14 protein-coding genes and 1 pseudogene are annotated in these 16,366 nt (G+C 67.1%); 8 read left to right on the top strand and 7 right to left on the bottom strand.

Annotation, left to right across the window (positions count from 1 at the left end):
• The first annotated feature begins 135 nt into the window (after positions 1 to 135).
• From HZB53_03885 to HZB53_03875, 3 genes are read left to right on the top strand one after another with little or no spacing between them, the layout of a single operon-like run.
• Positions 136 to 1,071 (top strand): alpha/beta hydrolase, encoded by a 936-nt coding sequence (locus HZB53_03885; GenBank protein MBI5876768.1) that lies wholly within the window; start codon positions 136 to 138, stop codon positions 1,069 to 1,071.
• Positions 1,072 to 1,131: 60 nt separating this feature from the next.
• Positions 1,132 to 1,899, top strand: a complete 768-nt coding sequence (locus HZB53_03880; protein ID MBI5876767.1) for a class I SAM-dependent methyltransferase — start codon at positions 1,132 to 1,134, stop codon at positions 1,897 to 1,899.
• A 39-nt stretch (positions 1,900 to 1,938) separates the two neighbouring features.
• Positions 1,939 to 2,193 carry a hypothetical protein gene (locus HZB53_03875; GenBank protein ID MBI5876766.1) on the top strand — a complete coding sequence of 85 codons (255 nt, stop codon included), beginning with the start codon at positions 1,939 to 1,941 and terminating at the stop codon, positions 2,191 to 2,193.
• 54 nt (positions 2,194 to 2,247) lie between these two features.
• On the opposite strand, the gene HZB53_03870 is transcribed toward HZB53_03875, so the two are convergent.
• Complete coding sequence (locus tag HZB53_03870) at positions 2,248 to 2,943, bottom strand: polysaccharide deacetylase family protein (protein MBI5876765.1); 696 nt, start codon at positions 2,941 to 2,943, stop codon at positions 2,248 to 2,250.
• Positions 2,944 to 3,288: 345 nt separating this feature from the next.
• Positions 3,289 to 3,912 (bottom strand): LysM peptidoglycan-binding domain-containing protein, encoded by a 624-nt coding sequence (locus HZB53_03865; GenBank protein ID MBI5876764.1) that lies wholly within the window; start codon positions 3,910 to 3,912, stop codon positions 3,289 to 3,291.
• Positions 3,913 to 4,096: 184 nt separating this feature from the next.
• Between HZB53_03865 and HZB53_03860 the strand changes: the two genes are divergently transcribed.
• Entirely contained in the window at positions 4,097 to 4,639 is a 543-nt protein-coding gene (locus HZB53_03860; protein ID MBI5876763.1) for a hypothetical protein, read from the top strand.
• Positions 4,640 to 4,726: 87 nt separating this feature from the next.
• Here HZB53_03860 and HZB53_03855 read toward each other — a convergent pair whose 3' ends face one another.
• Genes HZB53_03855 through rsmI form a run of 3 tightly spaced genes read right to left on the bottom strand, consistent with a single transcriptional unit; the run spans position 4,727 to position 9,009 of the window.
• Positions 4,727 to 7,021, bottom strand: a complete 2,295-nt coding sequence (locus tag HZB53_03855; protein ID MBI5876762.1) for a peptidase M4 family protein — start codon at positions 7,019 to 7,021, stop codon at positions 4,727 to 4,729.
• 49 nt (positions 7,022 to 7,070) lie between these two features.
• The gene (locus HZB53_03850; protein MBI5876761.1) at positions 7,071 to 8,156 is read right to left on the bottom strand and encodes a class I mannose-6-phosphate isomerase; all 1,086 of its coding nucleotides are present in this window, start codon (positions 8,154 to 8,156) and stop codon (positions 7,071 to 7,073) included.
• Between the two features lie 22 nt (positions 8,157 to 8,178).
• Positions 8,179 to 9,009: a 16S rRNA (cytidine(1402)-2'-O)-methyltransferase gene (rsmI, locus tag HZB53_03845; protein MBI5876760.1), complete on the bottom strand. Its 831-nt coding sequence runs from the start codon at positions 9,007 to 9,009 to the stop codon at positions 8,179 to 8,181.
• 9 nt (positions 9,010 to 9,018) lie between these two features.
• Here rsmI and HZB53_03840 point away from each other — a divergent pair, with 9 nt between their 5' ends.
• The 4 genes from HZB53_03840 to murJ all read left to right on the top strand — a co-directional run bounded on the left by HZB53_03840 (position 9,019) and on the right by murJ (position 14,436).
• Complete coding sequence (locus HZB53_03840) at positions 9,019 to 10,107, top strand: hypothetical protein (GenBank protein MBI5876759.1); 1,089 nt, start codon at positions 9,019 to 9,021, stop codon at positions 10,105 to 10,107.
• 305 nt (positions 10,108 to 10,412) lie between these two features.
• Positions 10,413 to 11,654, top strand: a complete 1,242-nt coding sequence (locus HZB53_03835; GenBank protein MBI5876758.1) for an LCP family protein — start codon at positions 10,413 to 10,415, stop codon at positions 11,652 to 11,654.
• 165 nt (positions 11,655 to 11,819) lie between these two features.
• Entirely contained in the window at positions 11,820 to 12,875 is a 1,056-nt protein-coding gene (locus HZB53_03830; GenBank protein ID MBI5876757.1) for a GTP-binding protein, read from the top strand.
• A 34-nt stretch (positions 12,876 to 12,909) separates the two neighbouring features.
• Positions 12,910 to 14,436, top strand: coding sequence for a murein biosynthesis integral membrane protein MurJ (gene murJ / locus HZB53_03825; protein MBI5876756.1), 1,527 nt, complete (start codon positions 12,910 to 12,912; stop codon positions 14,434 to 14,436).
• Between the two features lie 29 nt (positions 14,437 to 14,465).
• Here murJ and HZB53_03820 read toward each other — a convergent pair.
• Positions 14,466 to 15,034, bottom strand: a pseudogene (locus tag HZB53_03820) (restriction endonuclease).
• Positions 15,031 to 16,020 carry a site-specific DNA-methyltransferase gene (locus HZB53_03815; protein ID MBI5876755.1) on the bottom strand — a complete coding sequence of 330 codons (990 nt, stop codon included), beginning with the start codon at positions 16,018 to 16,020 and terminating at the stop codon, positions 15,031 to 15,033. The pseudogene HZB53_03820 and the gene HZB53_03815 overlap by 4 nt, the downstream one beginning before the upstream one ends.
• Positions 16,021 to 16,366: the final 346 nt, after the last annotated feature.

The raw sequence follows: 16,366 nt of genomic DNA, 5'->3' as shown, positions 1-16,366 counted from the left end.
ATATCCGCTGCTACCAGAACATTGGCGGCATTTGGCGTTCTTGTGGCTTGCGCTGGCGCTCGCTTTGCGCTTGAATAGCACCATAGCGAATGACTGCCGGCCGATTGCGGCCGCGCTCCAAAATCGGAGGTTACTGTGCGCCAGGCAAACCCGTCCGTATCGTCCACCCGCGCCCGCCGTGTCATGTTGGCGGTCGCTGCCGCCATCGCGCTACTGGCGCTGGGCGGCTACTTCGCGGTCGGCTATGTCGCTTCCGACCGGCTGACGCGGCCGCGCCGCGACTTCTCGCCCGACGTGCCGCCGCGCACACCGGCCGTGCCGTTCACCGATGTGCGCCTCCCGGCGCGCAGCGATGGCGTCGCCGTCGCCGGCTCGTTCATCCCGCGCCAGGGCGCCACCCGCGCCATCATCATGGTGCACGGCAAGGACAACAATCGCAAGCAGGAGTGGGACGGCCGCTGGGTCGAGCTGGCGGCCGACTTCCAGCGCGCCGGTTTCGCCGTGCTGCTGATCGATCTGCGCGGGCATGGCCAGAGCGGCGACGGCCGCTTCACCTTTGGCCTGGTCGAGCGGCGCGACGTGCTCGGCGCGTACGACTGGCTGCAGAGTCAGGGCTTCGCGCCCGGCCATATCGGCGTGCTCGGCCTCTCGTTGGGCGGCGCGTCGAGCATCGGCGCGGCCGCCGGGGAGACCGGCTTCGGCGCGGTCGTCGTGGACAGCATGTTCGCGGAGTTCCCGTGGGTGCTGGAGCAGCGCTGGACGGCCGAGTCGGGCCTGCCGAACGCCTTCATTCCGTCCGCGCTGTTCATGTCGAACTTCGTCGTCGGCGCCAACCTGAACGACGCGAAGCCCGACGCCGAGATCGGGCGGATCGCCCCGCGGCCGCTGTTGATCATTTACAGCAACGGTGACAAAAGCATCACGCCGCAGCACTTCGCCGCGCTCAAGGCGGCCGCGCCCGGCGCCGACACGTGGGAGGTGAGCGGCCCGGATCACGCGCAGATCTACAACACCTTCCCGGCCGAATACACCCGTCGGGCTGTCGCTAACTTCGAGAGAATGCCGAAGTAGGCGTATTTTGCGTTCAAGCCTTGCGCGTCCGCGATGGTATAATCACAGTTGGAGTGTGAATTGACGACTGCATCCACCACAACACCTGCCATTACGGAACTGCCGGAAGACCGCCACTGGTGGTTTGCCAGCCGCGTGCGCGCGATCTTCGCCGTCACGGCGTCGCTGCTCGGCCGCAACCTACGCGTGCTCGACGTCGGCTGCGGCGCGGGTAACATGATGCACCACCTGGTGCGCTTCGGACCGGTGAAGGGCGTCGAGATCGACCCGCGGCCGTTGAAGCTGGCGCAGCAGCGCGGCTACGACGTGAAGCTGGCCGACGCCGGCGCAGGCATCCCGCACGCCGACGCGCAGTTCGATCTGGTGAGTGCGCTCGACGTGATCGAGCACACCAAAGACGATGTGGCCGTGCTGAAGGAGTGCGCGCGGGTGCTGTCGCCGGGGGGGCACGTGCTGGTGACGGTGCCGGCGTTCATGTTCCTGTGGAGTCGCAACGACGAGCTGAACGCGCACGAGCGGCGCTACACGGCGGGCGCGTTGCGGCGCACGCTGGAGGCGGCGGGCTTCACGGTGCAGCGGGTGACCTACAACAACTTCTTCGTCTTCCCGCTGGCGGCGCTGCTGATCCTGATGCGGCGCGGCACGCAGCAGGCGCCCGACCTGCGCTCGCATCACACGAGTGCGGACGAGTACCAGGTGGAGATGGAGCCGGCGTCGCCGCCGGTCAATGCGGTGCTGACGATCGTCGGCCAGGTGGAGGCGGCGCTGCTGCGCGTGCTCAACCTGCCGTGGGGCACGTCGCTGATTGCGCTGGCGCAGAAATCGTAGGGGCGAACCGGCGTGTTCGCCCTCATAGAGGAGGCAACGATGAGCGAAGAGAACAAGCAGAGCGACCCGCTGTCGTGGGAGGATCACTTCAAGGCCGGCATGGATGGCCTGAAGGCGGAGATGCGCGAGACAATGGAATCGCGCGAGACGCTCAACACGGTGCGCAAGCACGGGAAAGCAGCGTTGAAAGAGGCGCTGCTGGCCTGGCGCAGCCTGCTCGATGGCGCGATCGAGAAGATCGACGAGAACGAGAAGGGCGGCCCGCAGCGCGTGACGAAGATCAAGATCGAGTAATAATCTACGGGCGTTCAATTGAACACCCGTACGCGTTTACCTGGCTGCGCCGCGCTACGGTATCAGTTCGGGAAACTTGAGGCGCTTCAGGATCGTGCCCAACTGGTCGTGGCCGTGGATGCGGATGCGCGGCCACTCGAACGGCTGGGCGTCGTTCTCCCATACCCCCGCGTGCGTGGTCGTCGCCGAGAGATAGCCGACCTCCTGGGCGATCACCATGGTCAACTCGTCGTACTGCCCCGACGGGTAGCAGATGAAGTTGACCGGCTGGCCGATCATCCGCTCCAGCGTGCGCTTCGAATCCCCCAACTCGCGGCGCAGCACGTCGGCGCTCTTGCCCTTCAGCGGGATGTGCGTCACGCTGTGCGACTGGATGTCCATGCCCTCTTTGGCCATCTCGCCGATCTGCGCCCAGGTCAGGTAGCCGGGTCGTCCCACGAAACCGGTGATGACGTAGAACGTTCCCGTGAAGTTGTACTTCTTCAGGATCGGCATCGCGTTGACGTATGCGTCCGCGTAGCCGTCATCGAACGTGAAGACGATGGGGCGCGGCGGCAGCGGGCTGCCTTTGGCGACGGCATCGTACAACGCTTGCAGTTTCACCGTCTGGTAGCCCTGCGCGGCGAAATAGGCGACCGCCTGCTCGAACTGCTCGGGCGGCACCGAGAGGTCGAGCCGGATCGCGTCGGCATTCTCCGGCGGCGTCGACAGGTAGTGATACATCAGGATCGGGACGTGCAACTCGCGCACGTTGGCCGGTCGCGTGGCGGTCGGCCGCGGCGGCAGGCGCGTTGGCGTCGCGGTGCTCGCCACCGCGTGACGCGGCTCGCGGTCGGACGGCTCGGTCGGCGTCGGGCTGGGCCGTGCGGTGGCGGTCGGTGTGGCGGTGGCGGCGGGCGCAGCCTGCGCGCGCAGAAGCACGGCGGCATCCGTCGGCAGGTGCGCCGGGCTTTCGGTCGGCATGGCCGTGGCGGTCGGCGTGGCGTTGGGCGGGGTCGCGGTCGGCCCGAAGCAGGCGGCCGCGAGCGCCGCCAGCACGAACAGCAGACTATATGCGGCGCGTCCGATTCGGTTTGACTTGTGCATCACCATCTTTCAGGGTATGCGCAGAACCTGCCCGGGCACGAGCACTTCGCTCTTGAGCCCGTTGTACTGCATGATGACGGTGACGGTGGTGCCGTAACGCTTGGCGATCGCGCTCAGGGTGTCGCCGAGGCGCACCACGTAGGTGCGGGGCGTTGGCCGGGGCGTGTTGGTCGGGGTCGGCGGGCGCGGCGTGCTGGTGGCGGTCGGCGGCGCGCCCGGTATGACGAGTTGCTGGCCGACGGCGATCAGGTCGCTGGGCAGGCTGTTCAGCAGGACGAGCATCTCCACACTGGTCTTGAACCGCGCGGCGATGGACGACAGCGTGTCGTCGGCTTGCACAATATAGCGAAACGTCTGTGAGGGGGTGAGCAGCGGCGTCGGCGTGCCGGCCGGCAGAGGCGTCGGCGCCACGCCGGTGGCGGCGCGCGTTGTGGTGATCGGCGTGGTGGCAGGTGCGCGGGTCGGGCCGCCGGTGGTTGGCGGCAGCAAGACCGCCGGGGTGCCGGCGGTCGGCGGCGTCCCCGCGGGCGCGGGCACGAAATCCGGCGCGAGCCGGTCGCAGGCGGCGAGCACAGACAGCAGCAGCGCGACGCACAATACGGCAGCCGTGCTCAGGACGATTCGAACGCTCAAAGCAATCCCATCGGCCGCATATTAACATGGCGGCATGGAATCGCCAAAAGCGCCCAAACCGGTATACAATCGACATAGCCGTCGGACAAACTGGAACAAACGCGGCGGCACCGCCGTCAATACGGTGGAACAGCAATTTGACGTGGCGCGCCGTTCGACGCGCAACGCATTTACGGAGGGAGCCATGTTTCGCACCATCATTCTGTCAATCGCGGCGGCCTGGCTGTTGGCGGCCTGCGGCGGCGGCGCACCGTCCGCCACACCGGCCAGCGCTACGGCGCCGGCGAGCGCGCCAACCGGCACGCCGCGGCCGCCATCCGTGCCTAACGTCACCGTGGTGCCAATCGTCGTCACGCCGTCGGCGTCCACCGATATCGTGCTCCGGCGCTCCGGCGGCATCGCCGGCGTCAGCGACACGCTGACGCTCAAGGCTGACGGCACGGTGATCGTCGAGCAGCGCACGGGGCCGAAGACGTTGCACGCGGTCGACGGCGCGGTGGCGTACACGGCCTTGCTCGGCAAGCTCGAGGCGACCGGCATTTACAACGTCGCGCCCGGCCGCTACTGGCCGGCCGACCCGTGCTGCGACCGCTTCGCGATGGAACTGACCCTGCACCGCAACGGGCAGACGCTCGTCTTCGCCACCGTGCAAGGCACGCCCGGCGTCCCGCAGCCGATGCTCGACTGCTTCCAGCTTATCCTGCAGTACGTCGCCAGCGCGGTATAACGCACAAACGATAAAACGAAAAAGCGGGAGGCCCTGAGATCGGGGCTTCCCGCTTTTTCGTTCCCGGAACCCACCACGTCTACAGCGCTACCTGTTTCCAACCATCCGCGGCAAATACGATCGATCGACCACCGCCGCGCTCAGACTGGTAATCGTGAACCCTTGCTGGCACGCCACGCTTCCCACATCCCCGCGCCCCTGCGGCCCCAGCACCGCCACCGCCCAGCGATACGTTTGGAACGCCTGCACGACGCCCGCCGGCGGGGCGTATGACGTCACACCACGCGTCAATACCTGCGTGTGCAGCAACGCCGAGCCGCTACTGCCGTACAACTGGAACTCCGGCAAGTCGGCCGTCATGCTCGGCGGCAGAGTGCGCCCCGTCCACTGGAACAGTTGCGGTATGCCGATCACCCCGCCAGCCGGCGTGATTGGCAACGTCGCGCTGATGTCGAAGTCGCCGCCGGCGCGGCTGTCGCCCGCCGCGAACGGAATGATCCAGGGGCCGTCCCACGCGCCGAACCGGCTGCACGTCGCGCTCTGCCGGTACTGCACCTGGTAAAATAGTCCGGCGGGCAGGCTCGGCGGCGCGAAGCGGTAGCCGCCGTCGGCAACGGTCGTCGTGATGAATAGCGTCGTGCATGTCACACTGTTGCACTGCGCCAGCGTAACGGTGATACCGGCCGTGGCCGTCCCGCTCTCGCTCACGCGGCCGGTGATACTCGTCGTCGGAGGTGGCGGCGTCTGCGTTGCATCGCCCGCCCCAGTGACGAGCGGCAGATAGAGGCGGCGGATCGTCGTCACCCCGACCGCCGCCCACGCGGCGACCACGCTCTCGCAGTCGCTGCTCGTGATGCCGAACTGCCCGACCAGATCGCGGCACGCCTGGAAACTGTTCTGCGCCGCGTTCGCAAAGCTCGTGAACGGCGTGTTGTAGAACGCCTGCGCGCGATAGTATATCTGCTGCGTCTTCGTTAACCCCAGCCCGGCGACCGTCACGCCCCCGAACGTCCCGCCGTTCACCAGCAGGTACGCCGACTTGTTCGGAATGCCGCTGTTGATGTGTACGCCGCCGTTGTCGAACTGGTCGGGCAGCACGGCGCGCACGGCCATGCGGTCGGGCTGCCCCGCGCTCGTCGCGGGCGCGTTGGGATCCCAGCGCCCGCCCTTGGTCGGGTCGGCCAAGCTGCGCAGGCCGTAGACCGGATCGGCGATGTACGACGTTTCGCCGATCAGCCAGTTGGTCGGGGTGATGAAGACGGCGAAGACGTCGGCGTAACTCTCGTTCAGCGCGCCCGACTCGCCCTCGTAAAACAAATCCGACGTGTGCTCCGTGACGGCATGGGACCACTCGTGCGCCGCCAAGTCGAGATCGTGCGCCGTCACCGTCGAGGTGACGTTGTTGCCATCGCCAAAGACGACTTCATCGCCGTTCCAGAACGCCAGCGGGACGTTGACGCCGTAGTGTACGGTCGCGGTCAACGGCGCGCCGTGGTTGTCGTACGAGTCGCGGCCAAAGTTGTTGAAGTAGTAATCGTAGATCGTGCCGGAGAAGTCGAAGGCGTCCTGCGCGGCCGTATCATTGCCGGTGCAGACCGGCGACGCCTCGAAGCAGCGCAGCACGGAGCCGGGCAAGGCTGAGCCGTTGAACGTCGTGAAGACACGGCGATCCTTCGCGGTCGTCAGTTCGTCCAGCCGGTACACGATCGCGCCGCTCTGCGCGTCCACAAAGTAGTGCCAGCGGCCCAGCGGTTCGTCGGCCAGCCCGCGCAGTTCCCACGTCAGCCGCGCATTCGCGTCGCCCGCATTGTGCGTCCAGATCACGAGGCGCGGTGCGGCTTCCCATGCTACGGAACGTGCGCCGAGATCAGCCTCGGCCGCCATGCGCACCGCGGCGGCATCGGTGGCGGGCCTCACGCTGGCGAGGTCGATGCCAGGCTGGAACTGCCCATTGACAGCAACCACACGCCCCTCGGTGTCGATATGCACCACGAGCCGCGCGCCAAAAACCGGCACGCCGTCGTAGAACTGCTCATACGTGACGTGGCTCATGCCGGCGGAGTCGCTCGCCGCGCGCATCACGTGCAATTCGGCGGCGGGGTCGCGGACGCCGAACAGGCGGCCGTAGCGCGTGAGGAAGGCTCGGCCACGCACCTCCGCGCTGTCGCCCGGCACAAGCACCGCGCCGCTGAAGAACTCCGCGACGCCGGTCGCCGGGTGGTATGCGACGCGCACTGGGGCGTCGGACGCCTGTTGGAGGTCGGACAGTGGATCGACCAGGGTGGGCGGCGCGGCCGCCAACGCGATCAACACGGGGGTCAACACGCACGCGAACACGACCGGCACGAGTCCGCGTTTCCACCGTAATCGTTTGTGCTTCATCGACGGCCATCCTTTCGGCGGTCGCGTGGGCGGGGGTGTACTCCGCCCGTTAGTCGATGACCGGCAGCAGGTCGTTCTGCCGCGCGATCGGGCCGCCGAGCCGCGCGATCTGTGCATCGGTATAGCCCGCCGCGCGCAGCGGCGCGACCACGTCGGCCGCGAGGTCGGGCACGTACGCGCACAACAGTTCGCACGCATCAGTCTGCGGGGCAATGCGGTACGCCGGCAGCACCGCCGGGATGAACAGCGTTTGGCCGTGCGGCACGCGCACCGGCTCACCGCCGCCGTAGTGGAGTAGCGCCTCGCCCGATAAGAGCGTGACAATCTGAAACTTGCAGACCGGGGCCGGTGCAACGGCATCGCGCGTCACGCGCCAGCGCTCCCACGCGAAGTAGCGGCACGCCACGAGATACGCTTGCGACAGTCCGTCGCGCTCGACTGTCAGCGCAGGCACCATGTGCGCGGGCAGTGCGCTCAGGTCGGAAACGCGCAGCGACTGCTCGACGTGCAAGTCGCGCGGCCGGCCCGCGCTGTCGCGCCGGTCCCAATCATAGAAGCGGTAGGTCGTGTCGGAGTTCTGCTGAATCTCGGCCAGCACGATTCCCTTGCCGATCGCATGCACCAGACCCGCCGGCACAAATAGCACGTCGCCCGCCTGCACCGGCACGAACGCCAGCAAATCGGTCAGCGTGCCGCGCGCCAGCGCGTTGCGCACCATCGCTTCGTCCACGTCGCGGCGGAAGCCGTGCACCAGCGTCGCGCCGGGATCGGCGGCCAGCACGTACCACGCCTCGGTCTTGCCGAACGGGTACTGCTCCATCGCCCGTGCCTGCGCGTCGTCGGGGTGTACCTGCACCGAGAGGTGGTCGCACGCGTCGATGTACTTGAACAGCAATGGCAACTGCGTGCTGCCGCCCGCGCCGAGCATGCCGCGCGCGTCGGCGGCGATCAGCGACCCCAGCGTGCGCCCGGTCTGCGGCCCGTTGGCGATTCGGCAGCCCTGCCACGCCTCCCACGTCTCGCCGATCGGCAGATCAGGCGGCAGCGTCTTGCGGGCAACCGTTTCGAGCATGCGCCCGCCCCAGATCTTCTCCTTGACCACCGGTTCGAGCAACAGCGGGTAGGTAATATTCATCGCATCCGTCATCGTCGTCGCATCACTCCACGCGCCGCAGGCCCGTCATCTCGGCGTACACCTCGCGGCGCGGCCAGCCCGACTCGCGGGCCACCTGCCGCGCGGCCTCCGCGCCGGGCAGGCCGTCGTTCATCAGCGCTTCGAGCCGCGCGCGCACGGCATCGGCGTCCCAGCGATCACTGCTCTCCGGCGCGCCGCCAACCACCAGCGTGAACTCGCCGCGCGGCTCGTTTGCCGTGAAGTGCGCCAGCACCTCGCGCGCCGTGCCGCGCACGATCTCCTCATACAGCTTGGTCAGCTCGCGCGCCGCGCAGACCGGCCGGTCGCCCAGCACGGCCAGCACGTCGCCCAGCGTCTCCACCACCCGGTGCGGCGCTTCGTAGAAGACGAGCGTGCGCCGCTCGCCCGCCAGCGTTTCGAGCGCGGCGCGCCGTTCCCCGCTCTTGCGCGGCAGGAAGCCACCGAACACAAACTGGTCGGTCGGCAGGCCCGACACGACGAGCGCGCTGACCGCCGCCGACACGCCCGGCACCACGACCACCGGAACCTTGCGCGCCAGCGCCTCGCGCACCAGCTCATAACCGGGATCGGACAGTCCGGGCATGCCCGCATCGGAGACCAGCGCGACATCGCCTTCGTCGAGCGCGTCGAGTACGCGGTCGAGCTTCGCCAGCTTGTTGTGCTCGAAGTATGACGTCAGCGGCGTGCGAATCTCGTAGCGGTCGAGCAGGATGCGCGTCTTGCGCGTGTCCTCGGCGGCGATCAGGCGCACCGACTTGAGGATGCGCAGCGCGCGCAGCGTGATGTCCTCCAGATTGCCGATCGGCGTGCCGACGACGTAGAGCGTGTTCATGGTCTGGGTGTGGACGTCACCGTCGGCGTGGCGGTCGGCAGCGGCGTCGGTGTGCGGGTGCGCGTCGCGGTCGGGCTGGCCGTCGCCGTGGCCGAAGGCGCGCCGGTAACGCTCGGCACGGCGGTCGCGGTTGGCTTGGCCGTCGTGGTCGGCGTCAGGGTGACCGTGGGCGACGCGCTGGCGGCGCTGGTCGGCGACGCGGCGGCGGTCGCCTGCGGCGTGCCCGTGATTGTCGCGGTCGCCGTCGGCAGCGGGGTGTTCGTCGGCCGTGGCGTTGGCGTGCGCGTGCGCGTCGCCGTCGGCGGCGCCACGGCGGGCGTCGCGGTGCGGGTCGGCGAAACGGTTGCCGCGGGCGCGGCCGTCGCTGCCGCGGTCGATGTGGCCGTCGGTTCCGGCGTCTCCGTCTGGATCACCACCGGCGTCGGGGTCGGTCGTACCGGCGTCCCGGCCGCCGCGCGGATCAGCAGCGCGCACGCGCCGAGCGCATACATCGCGAGCACGGCAAAGAAGGTCATCCCCTTCCAACTGAAGACGAAATCGCGCAGCGCGGACGAAGCGCCCGGTTCGTGTGGCTCGCTCACATCGCTCGCCTATGGCCGTGCCGTCGCGCCGGGCGTCGGCGTGGTGGCCGGCATGTTGCCGCTCGTGGGTGCAGCAGTCGGCGCCACGGTCGGGCGCGGCGTGGCCGTCGGCTTCGTCGTGGGGGTGGCGGTCGGCGGCGCAAGTGTCGGCGTGTTGGTCGGCGGTGCGGGCGGCTCCGGCGTCGGCGTGTCGGTCGGCGCCGGCGTGTCGGTCGGCGCAGGCGTGCTTGTCGCGGTCGCGGTCGGCGGCGGCGTGGCGGTCGGCGTGCGCGTGATCGTCGGCGTTCGGGTCGGCGTGGGCGTGTGGGTTGGCGTTGGCGTTAAGGTGAACGTCGCGGTCGGCGTCAGCGTGGCGGTTGCAGTTGGTGTCGGTGTACGGGTGGCCGTCGCCGTCGGCGTGGTCGTCGGCGTGCGGGTTGGAGTCCAGGTTGGTGTCACAGTGGGTACCGCCGTCTCTGTCGGGGTCGGCGTGAAATCCGGCGGCGCGACGTACCACGCCAGCAAGCCGAGCGCATAGCAGGGCAGGGTCAACACGATCAATCCGGCGAGCACCAGGAGCGTTGCCCGCTGACGGGTGTTCAACTGCTGTAAGAACTCCACATTGAGCCTCGATAGGTCGCGCAACAGCACAACAGACGCAGGCGAATATTAACAGATGCGCCAAACAGTGTCAACGCATTTGCGGGCAGCAAGATCGATGGCCGCTGATAATTTGTCGCCACGCCGGGCGCGGTTGACGCCGTACCGCAAATGGCATACCATATCGGCGCGCCCATCAACATATAGACGCAGATCGCGGCGCGAATGTTCATCCGGCAACCTATGCGCATCGCAATGCCGCCGCGCGCCCGGCGCGGCATCACCTGGTGGCATCTGGCCGCGTTTCTGGCGCTCGACGGCCTGATGGCGGCTGCGCTCGTCGTGCTGCTGGGTGTCGCGCTCGGCCCGGCCATCGATATCCCCGATGTCGATCCGGTGGATACCGTCGCGCTTGGCGCCGCCTTCGAGGCCGCCGCCCCGCCCGACGAGCCGCTCGCGCTATACGATGCGGGCAACCAGGCCGTGCTGGCGCTGCTGCTGAACGCAAGCCGCTGGCTGGCGCCGTTGCCCGATACCGTTCCAACCGAAAGCAAGCCGGAGACTGCGGCGTCGCCTACGGTGTCAGCGGCCGCTTTGCCGGCCGCGCCCGCTCCGACCGCCGCGCCTCCCAAACCGGATGCCGCCGCACTGGCGGTGCCGGCCGCTGCGCCGCCGCCGTCCGGCTGGCCGAAAACGCTCAATATTGTGCTGCTCGGCAGCGACAAGCGCCCCAACAGCGGCGGCTGGCGCACCGACACGATCATCGTCGTCGCGATCGACCCGGCGACGAAGCGCATCGGCGTGATTGGCGTGCCGCGCGACATGTGGGTCGTGCTGCCCAACTACGCCAACCGCGTCAACACGCTCGACCAGGTCGGCGGCCCGGTGCTGCTGAAGCGCGCGCTCCAGGCGCAGCTCGGCATCCCGATCCACTACTATGCGCGCATCGACTTCGACGGCTTCCAGAAAGCGATCAACGCCATGGGCGGCGTCACGGTGGATGTCGAGTGCCGCGTCGTCGAGAGAGATGCCAGCGGGCGGATCGCGTACGAGGTGCCGTCCGGCCCGATCGCAATGGACGGCGCCGCGGCGCTGACGTTCGCGCGCCTGCGGCACACCACCAGCGACTTCGACCGCATGCGCCGGCAGGAAGCGGTCCTGCTCGCCGTGCGCCGCAAGCTGCTCAGCGCCGATCTGCTGCCACGCCTGCCGGAACTGGTCGGCACGCTGAGCGCGCTGGTGCAGACCGACATCCCGCCGCAGACCATTGTCGCGCTGGCGCGGCTGGGCGCGGAGGTCGACGTGAAGAACGCGCGCGGCTTCCTGATCGACGAGCGGGTCGTCCGACCGTGGACCACGCCGGGCGGCGCCGCCGTGCAGTTGCCCGACCCGGCCAAAGTGCAGGCGGGTGTGCAGAAGCTGTGGGGCGGGCCGGAACTGACCAGCGCGATCAAACGCCCGGCAACAATGGGGTGTCCGAAGTAGGCGCGGCTGGCTGCATCTCCAGAACTTGGTCACCGGCGCCTATCTAGCCAAGACAAGCTTGGAAAATCGGGGTAACGACAAGCTTGCACGTGCCCGGTGATACGCGCCGGTTGCACGCGTCCCCCGCGTTTTTCCCAAAGCGCCACCCGTCTGTATAATCACAGCATGTCTTCACCGAGTTCCCCCGGCAAGTTGCCGCGTACCGTCAACGAGTTGCGTTCGCTGCTCGGCGCCATCAATCTGAAGTCTATGAATGATGAGGTGCGCTCCGAGCTGCAATCGCGCGTGGCGATCGTCGGCGCGGTCAACAGCGGCAAATCCACCCTGCTCAACTACCTGATCGGCCGCACGGTGTCGACCGTGTCGGCGGTGCCCGGCACCACGCGCCAGAATATCGAGAAGGCGTTCGGGCCGTTTGTGCTGGTCGATACGCCGGGCTTCGGCGACCCGACCCAGCCGACGCGTTCCGACGTGGCGCGCGAGGCCACGCGCGCCGCCGATGTCAACCTGCTGATTCTGGACGCCACCAACGGCGTGCGGCAGACCGACCTCGACCTGTTTGCCGAGTTGAAGAACCGCGCGCAGCCGCTGGTGCTGGCGCTGAACAAGATGGACCTGATCGACCAGCGCGAGGCGACGACGGTCATCATGATCGCCGAGGGGCGGCTGGGCCGCAACGTGATTCCGATCTCGGCGCGCACCGGCCTGGGCATCGCCGAGCGGCTGATCCCGCGCCTGGTGGATGAGCAGCCGTCGCTGGCGGTGGCGCTGGGCCGCGCGCTGCCGGAGCACCGGCGCATGGTCGCCGAAAAGATGGTCCGCCGCGCCGCAACGATGAGCGTCATCGCCGGCTTCGAACCGATTCCGGGCATCGATATCCCGATCCTGCTCGGCAACCAGATCCGGCTGATCCTGCGCATCGCCGCGTTGTACGGCGAGGAGTTCACGACGGTGACGGCGCGCGAGTTGATCGCCACGGTGGCGGGCGGCGTGGCCGTGCGCTACCTGGGCGGGCAAGTCGCCAAGTTCCTGCCCGGCCCCGGCTGGGCGATCTCCGCGGGTTTTGCCGCCGCCGGCACCTATGCCATCGGCCAGGTTGCGCGCGAATACTTCGAGAGCGGTAAGCGCATCCCGATGACCGATTTGCGCGACCACTATCAGCGCATTCTCGCCGAGCGCCGTTCCCGGCGCGGCGACGACCCGGACGCCGGCGCCAGCTAACCGCGCGGCGCGCTGACCTGCCGCTCCCGCGCCCATGCAGCGCCCTTCACTTCTTCGCGCGGCGACGATCGTCTCCGCCGCGTTTGTCGCCAGCCGCGCGCTCGGCCTCCTGCGCGAAGTTGTCATCAGCGCGCAATTCGGCACCAGCGCCGAGCTCGATGCCTACCTCGCGGCGTTTCGCATCCCCGATATCCTGTTTCAGTTGATCGCCGGTGGAGCGCTTGGCTCGGCATTCATCCCGACGTTCGCCGCCTATCTGGCGCGCGACGATGAGCCGGGCGCGCAAGCCCTGGCGACGACGGTCATCAACCTGGTGCTGGGCCTGTTGTCGGCGGTCGCGCTGATCATCGCGCTCGCGGCGCCGTGGCTCGTCTCGGTCATCGTGGCGCCCGGCTTCACCCCGGCGCAGCAGGCGCTGACCGTGAGCCTCATGCGGCTGATGCTGGTCTCCACGGTGATCTTCGGCGTCAGCGGCATCGTGATGGGCGTGCTCAATGCCCGGCAGCACTTCCTGCTGCCAGCGCTCGCGCCGGTCGTCTACAATCTCGCGATCACCGGCGGCGCGCTGCTGCTCGGTCCGTCGCTCGGCGTGGCCGGGCTGGCGCTGGGCGTCGTCGCCGGCGCAGCGGGGCACTTGCTGATTCAGGTGCCGGCATTGATGCGCGCCCACTTCCACTGGTCGTCCGCGGTTGACCTGCGCCATCCGGGCGTGCACGCGGTGGCGCGGCTGATGGGGCCGCGCGTCGTCGGGCTGGCGATCACGCAGTTGAACTTCCTCGTCAACACGATCCTGGCTTCGGGACTCGCGGCCGGCTCGCTGGCCGCACTCAACTACGCGTGGCTATTGATGCTGCTGCCGCAGGGCATCATCGCGCAGGCGATGGCCACCGCGCTCTTCCCGACGCTGGCGGCGCAGTCGGCGCGCGGCGAGACCACTGCCCTGCGCGCCACGCTGTCGTCGTCGCTGCGCGGCCTGCTATTCTTCATGCTGCCCGCCGCCGTTGGGCTGATGGTTGCGGGCGGACCGCTCGTCGCGGTGCTCCTGCAGCGCGGGCGCTTCGGCGCCGACTCGACCGCGCTGACGGTCTATGCGCTGCAATTCTATGCGCTGGGGCTGGTCGGCCATGCGGTGCTGGAGATCGTGACGCGCGGCTTCTACGCGCTGCACGACACGCGCACGCCGGTGATGATCGGCGTGGCAGCGATGGCGCTGAACCTGCTCCTGAGCCTGCTGCTGATCGGGCCGCTCTCGTTCGGGGGGCTGGCGCTGGCGAACTCCATCGCGACCCTGCTGGAAGCGGCGGCGATCACCTGGCTGCTGCGCGCCCGGCTCGGCGGCCTCGACGGGCGCGCGCTGTCCGGCGCGGCGTGGCGCATGGCGCTGGCCGCCGTCGTCATGGGCGCGTGCCTGGCCGGCTTCCTCGCGCTGGCGCCCGGCCTGAATCTGTGGCTCTCCGCGCTCGGCTGCCTGTCCATCGGCGGCGCGGCCTATCTCGGCGCGGCGTACGCGCTGCGCATTGACGAACTGCGGCGCGTCCCGCAACTGCTGCGGCGGCGCTGAGCGGCTGCCCGCGCCTGAAAAGTGGATGACTACGCAGCGATGCCCAGAATCAGCACCGGGATGTCGATATCCGCAACGCCACGATGCTCGAGATCCCAGACGAACTGCTCGAAGTACGAAACCCCGGAGGACATATCGTCGGCGAACGCCTTGACCGGCACGATCTCGACGCCCACATCGATCAAGTCCATTTTGTGGAAGATCGTCATCTTGGCGCAGACGTTGTACACCATGAAGGCATACTTGCCAAATTGAACTTCGACGCCGAGGCGATTCTTGATGAAGTCCATCTCGCGGAATGCGCCTTTGGATGCAGCATCTGATTTGAAACCTGGCGTGTAATACGCGGTTGGGTACTCACAGGGCACCTTGTGTTTTCGCCAGTCGTTTGCCTCAAACTCAGCGCGGAATGCGTCATTCAGTGATCGCGGTTTGTAAAGCACCTTGCCCGGCATGGTTTTTCCCGGCTGACCTTGCTCTTGTGGCTTGCACTATCGACTGTCGCGATAGCCTGCCGTATTTCCCGTAGCTCTTTGGCGAATCGGGACTTCACGGCTTGCTCACCACCATTGAAAGAATAGATGCCGGCAACAATCATCGGTATCTCCGTTTCTTTTCCAGCAAAGTCTTTTGCACGGGCTGTTTCCATACTGCCGGCACCTGGGACACTTTTTCCTTGCCGGTTGGTTGGTGTACAGGTTTACCCATCGCGCGCACCTTGAGCGTGCCGCCAAAGAATGCGCGCAGCCGGTCACGAGCGGCGGCGGCGTAGGCTGTTTCCTTTTCACTGCCCATCGCGCGACGCTCGTGCATCAGCGCGCCGATCAGCGAACTGCCGACCCCGGCATACGGGTCAAACACCCAATCGCCCTCGTTGGTCAGGGCGAGTACACAGCGCTCAACCAGTTCGACGGGGTATTGACACGGATGGTCCGTTTTTTCCGGGTGATTGGACTTGACGTTGGGGATGTCCCATAGACCTTCCTCCCATTCCTTGAGCAACAGTTCCCATACGTCCGACGGATTCTTTCCCAGAGGGTTTCCCGATGGCTGGCCGGCCTTGGGTCCTTTGTAGTGGAGTTTACCCGGATACTTCGAGGGCACGCGCACGGCATCGAGATTGAATACGTAGTCATCGCTTTTGCTAAACCACAGGAGCGTCTCGTAGCGGCCCGAAAAGCGTTTGGATGCATGCAGGCCATGCCCGAAGTGCCAGACAATGCGGTTGCGCAAACGGAAACCGTGCCGCTTGAAGATGCCATAGTACAGGATGTCCAGCGGAAACACTTCGCCTTTGTCGACAAAGTTGCCTACTTGCCAGCAAACGCTTCCGGTGTCGCTCAAAATGCGCCGGAATTGCGCTATGGTCTGGGCCTGAGTTTCAAGGTAGGCTTCGATCGACACGCGGTCTTCGTAGGCCTTGCCCAAATTGTACGGGGGCGATGTGATGATCAGGTTGACGGTTTGATCGGGCACGCTCGCCATGAAGTCGCCGACATCGCCCGCATAGAGGATGACTTGCGCGTCGGGCTTGAAATGATCGTCAATGGCCTTTGGCGATTCGAAGAGCGGCAGATGAGTCATAAAGTCGTCCATTGATGCGGTTTGACTGCTATTCACTGAATTGACAGGTGATCCTGATTTTAGGCGAAATGGGACTCCCGTCCAATTAATGATGAGGCTTGGGGCTGCCTTATCTTCTACTAAGCTGGACTTTGTCCATTGTTGCGCGTTGAAATGACACAAGGTAAGCTGATCAAGAGTTCTGGAGAGAATTCTTGGACCGAGGCTTACCTTGCCAAACGATTATAACACGCTGCTGGCGTTGTTCGCCGTACATTTCGATGCCCGCGTATGGAAACACGCGCAGGTGCTGCTGACCGGCACCATTCTGGCGCGCGGCCAGCGTACGGTGTGCGCGGCCCTGCGC

This window comes from Chloroflexota bacterium (assembly GCA_016235055.1).
In the GTDB taxonomy this organism is placed as follows: Bacteria; Chloroflexota; Anaerolineae; order JACRMK01; family JACRMK01; genus JACRMK01.
Note: the sequence above shows the minus strand (reverse complement) of the source record. Positions and strands in the feature narration are given on the sequence as shown.

Bases quoted from the DNA above. Each gene is read 5' to 3' on its own strand.
- HZB53_03875 (MBI5876766.1), top strand. From the start codon at position 1,939: ATGAGCGAAGAGAACAAGCAGAGCGACCCGCTGTCGTGGGAGGATCAC.
- HZB53_03860 (MBI5876763.1), top strand. From the start codon at position 4,097: ATGTTTCGCACCATCATTCTGTCAATCGCGGCGGCCTGGCTGTTGGCG.
- HZB53_03855 (MBI5876762.1), bottom strand. From the start codon at position 7,021: ATGAAGCACAAACGATTACGGTGGAAACGCGGACTCGTGCCGGTCGTG.
- HZB53_03850 (MBI5876761.1), bottom strand. From the start codon at position 8,156: ATGAATATTACCTACCCGCTGTTGCTCGAACCGGTGGTCAAGGAGAAG.
- rsmI (MBI5876760.1), bottom strand. From the start codon at position 9,009: ATGAACACGCTCTACGTCGTCGGCACGCCGATCGGCAATCTGGAGGAC.
- HZB53_03835 (MBI5876758.1), top strand. From the start codon at position 10,413: ATGCGCATCGCAATGCCGCCGCGCGCCCGGCGCGGCATCACCTGGTGG.
- HZB53_03830 (MBI5876757.1), top strand. From the start codon at position 11,820: ATGTCTTCACCGAGTTCCCCCGGCAAGTTGCCGCGTACCGTCAACGAG.
- murJ (MBI5876756.1), top strand. From the start codon at position 12,910: ATGCAGCGCCCTTCACTTCTTCGCGCGGCGACGATCGTCTCCGCCGCG.
- HZB53_03815 (MBI5876755.1), bottom strand. From the start codon at position 16,020: ATGACTCATCTGCCGCTCTTCGAATCGCCAAAGGCCATTGACGATCAT.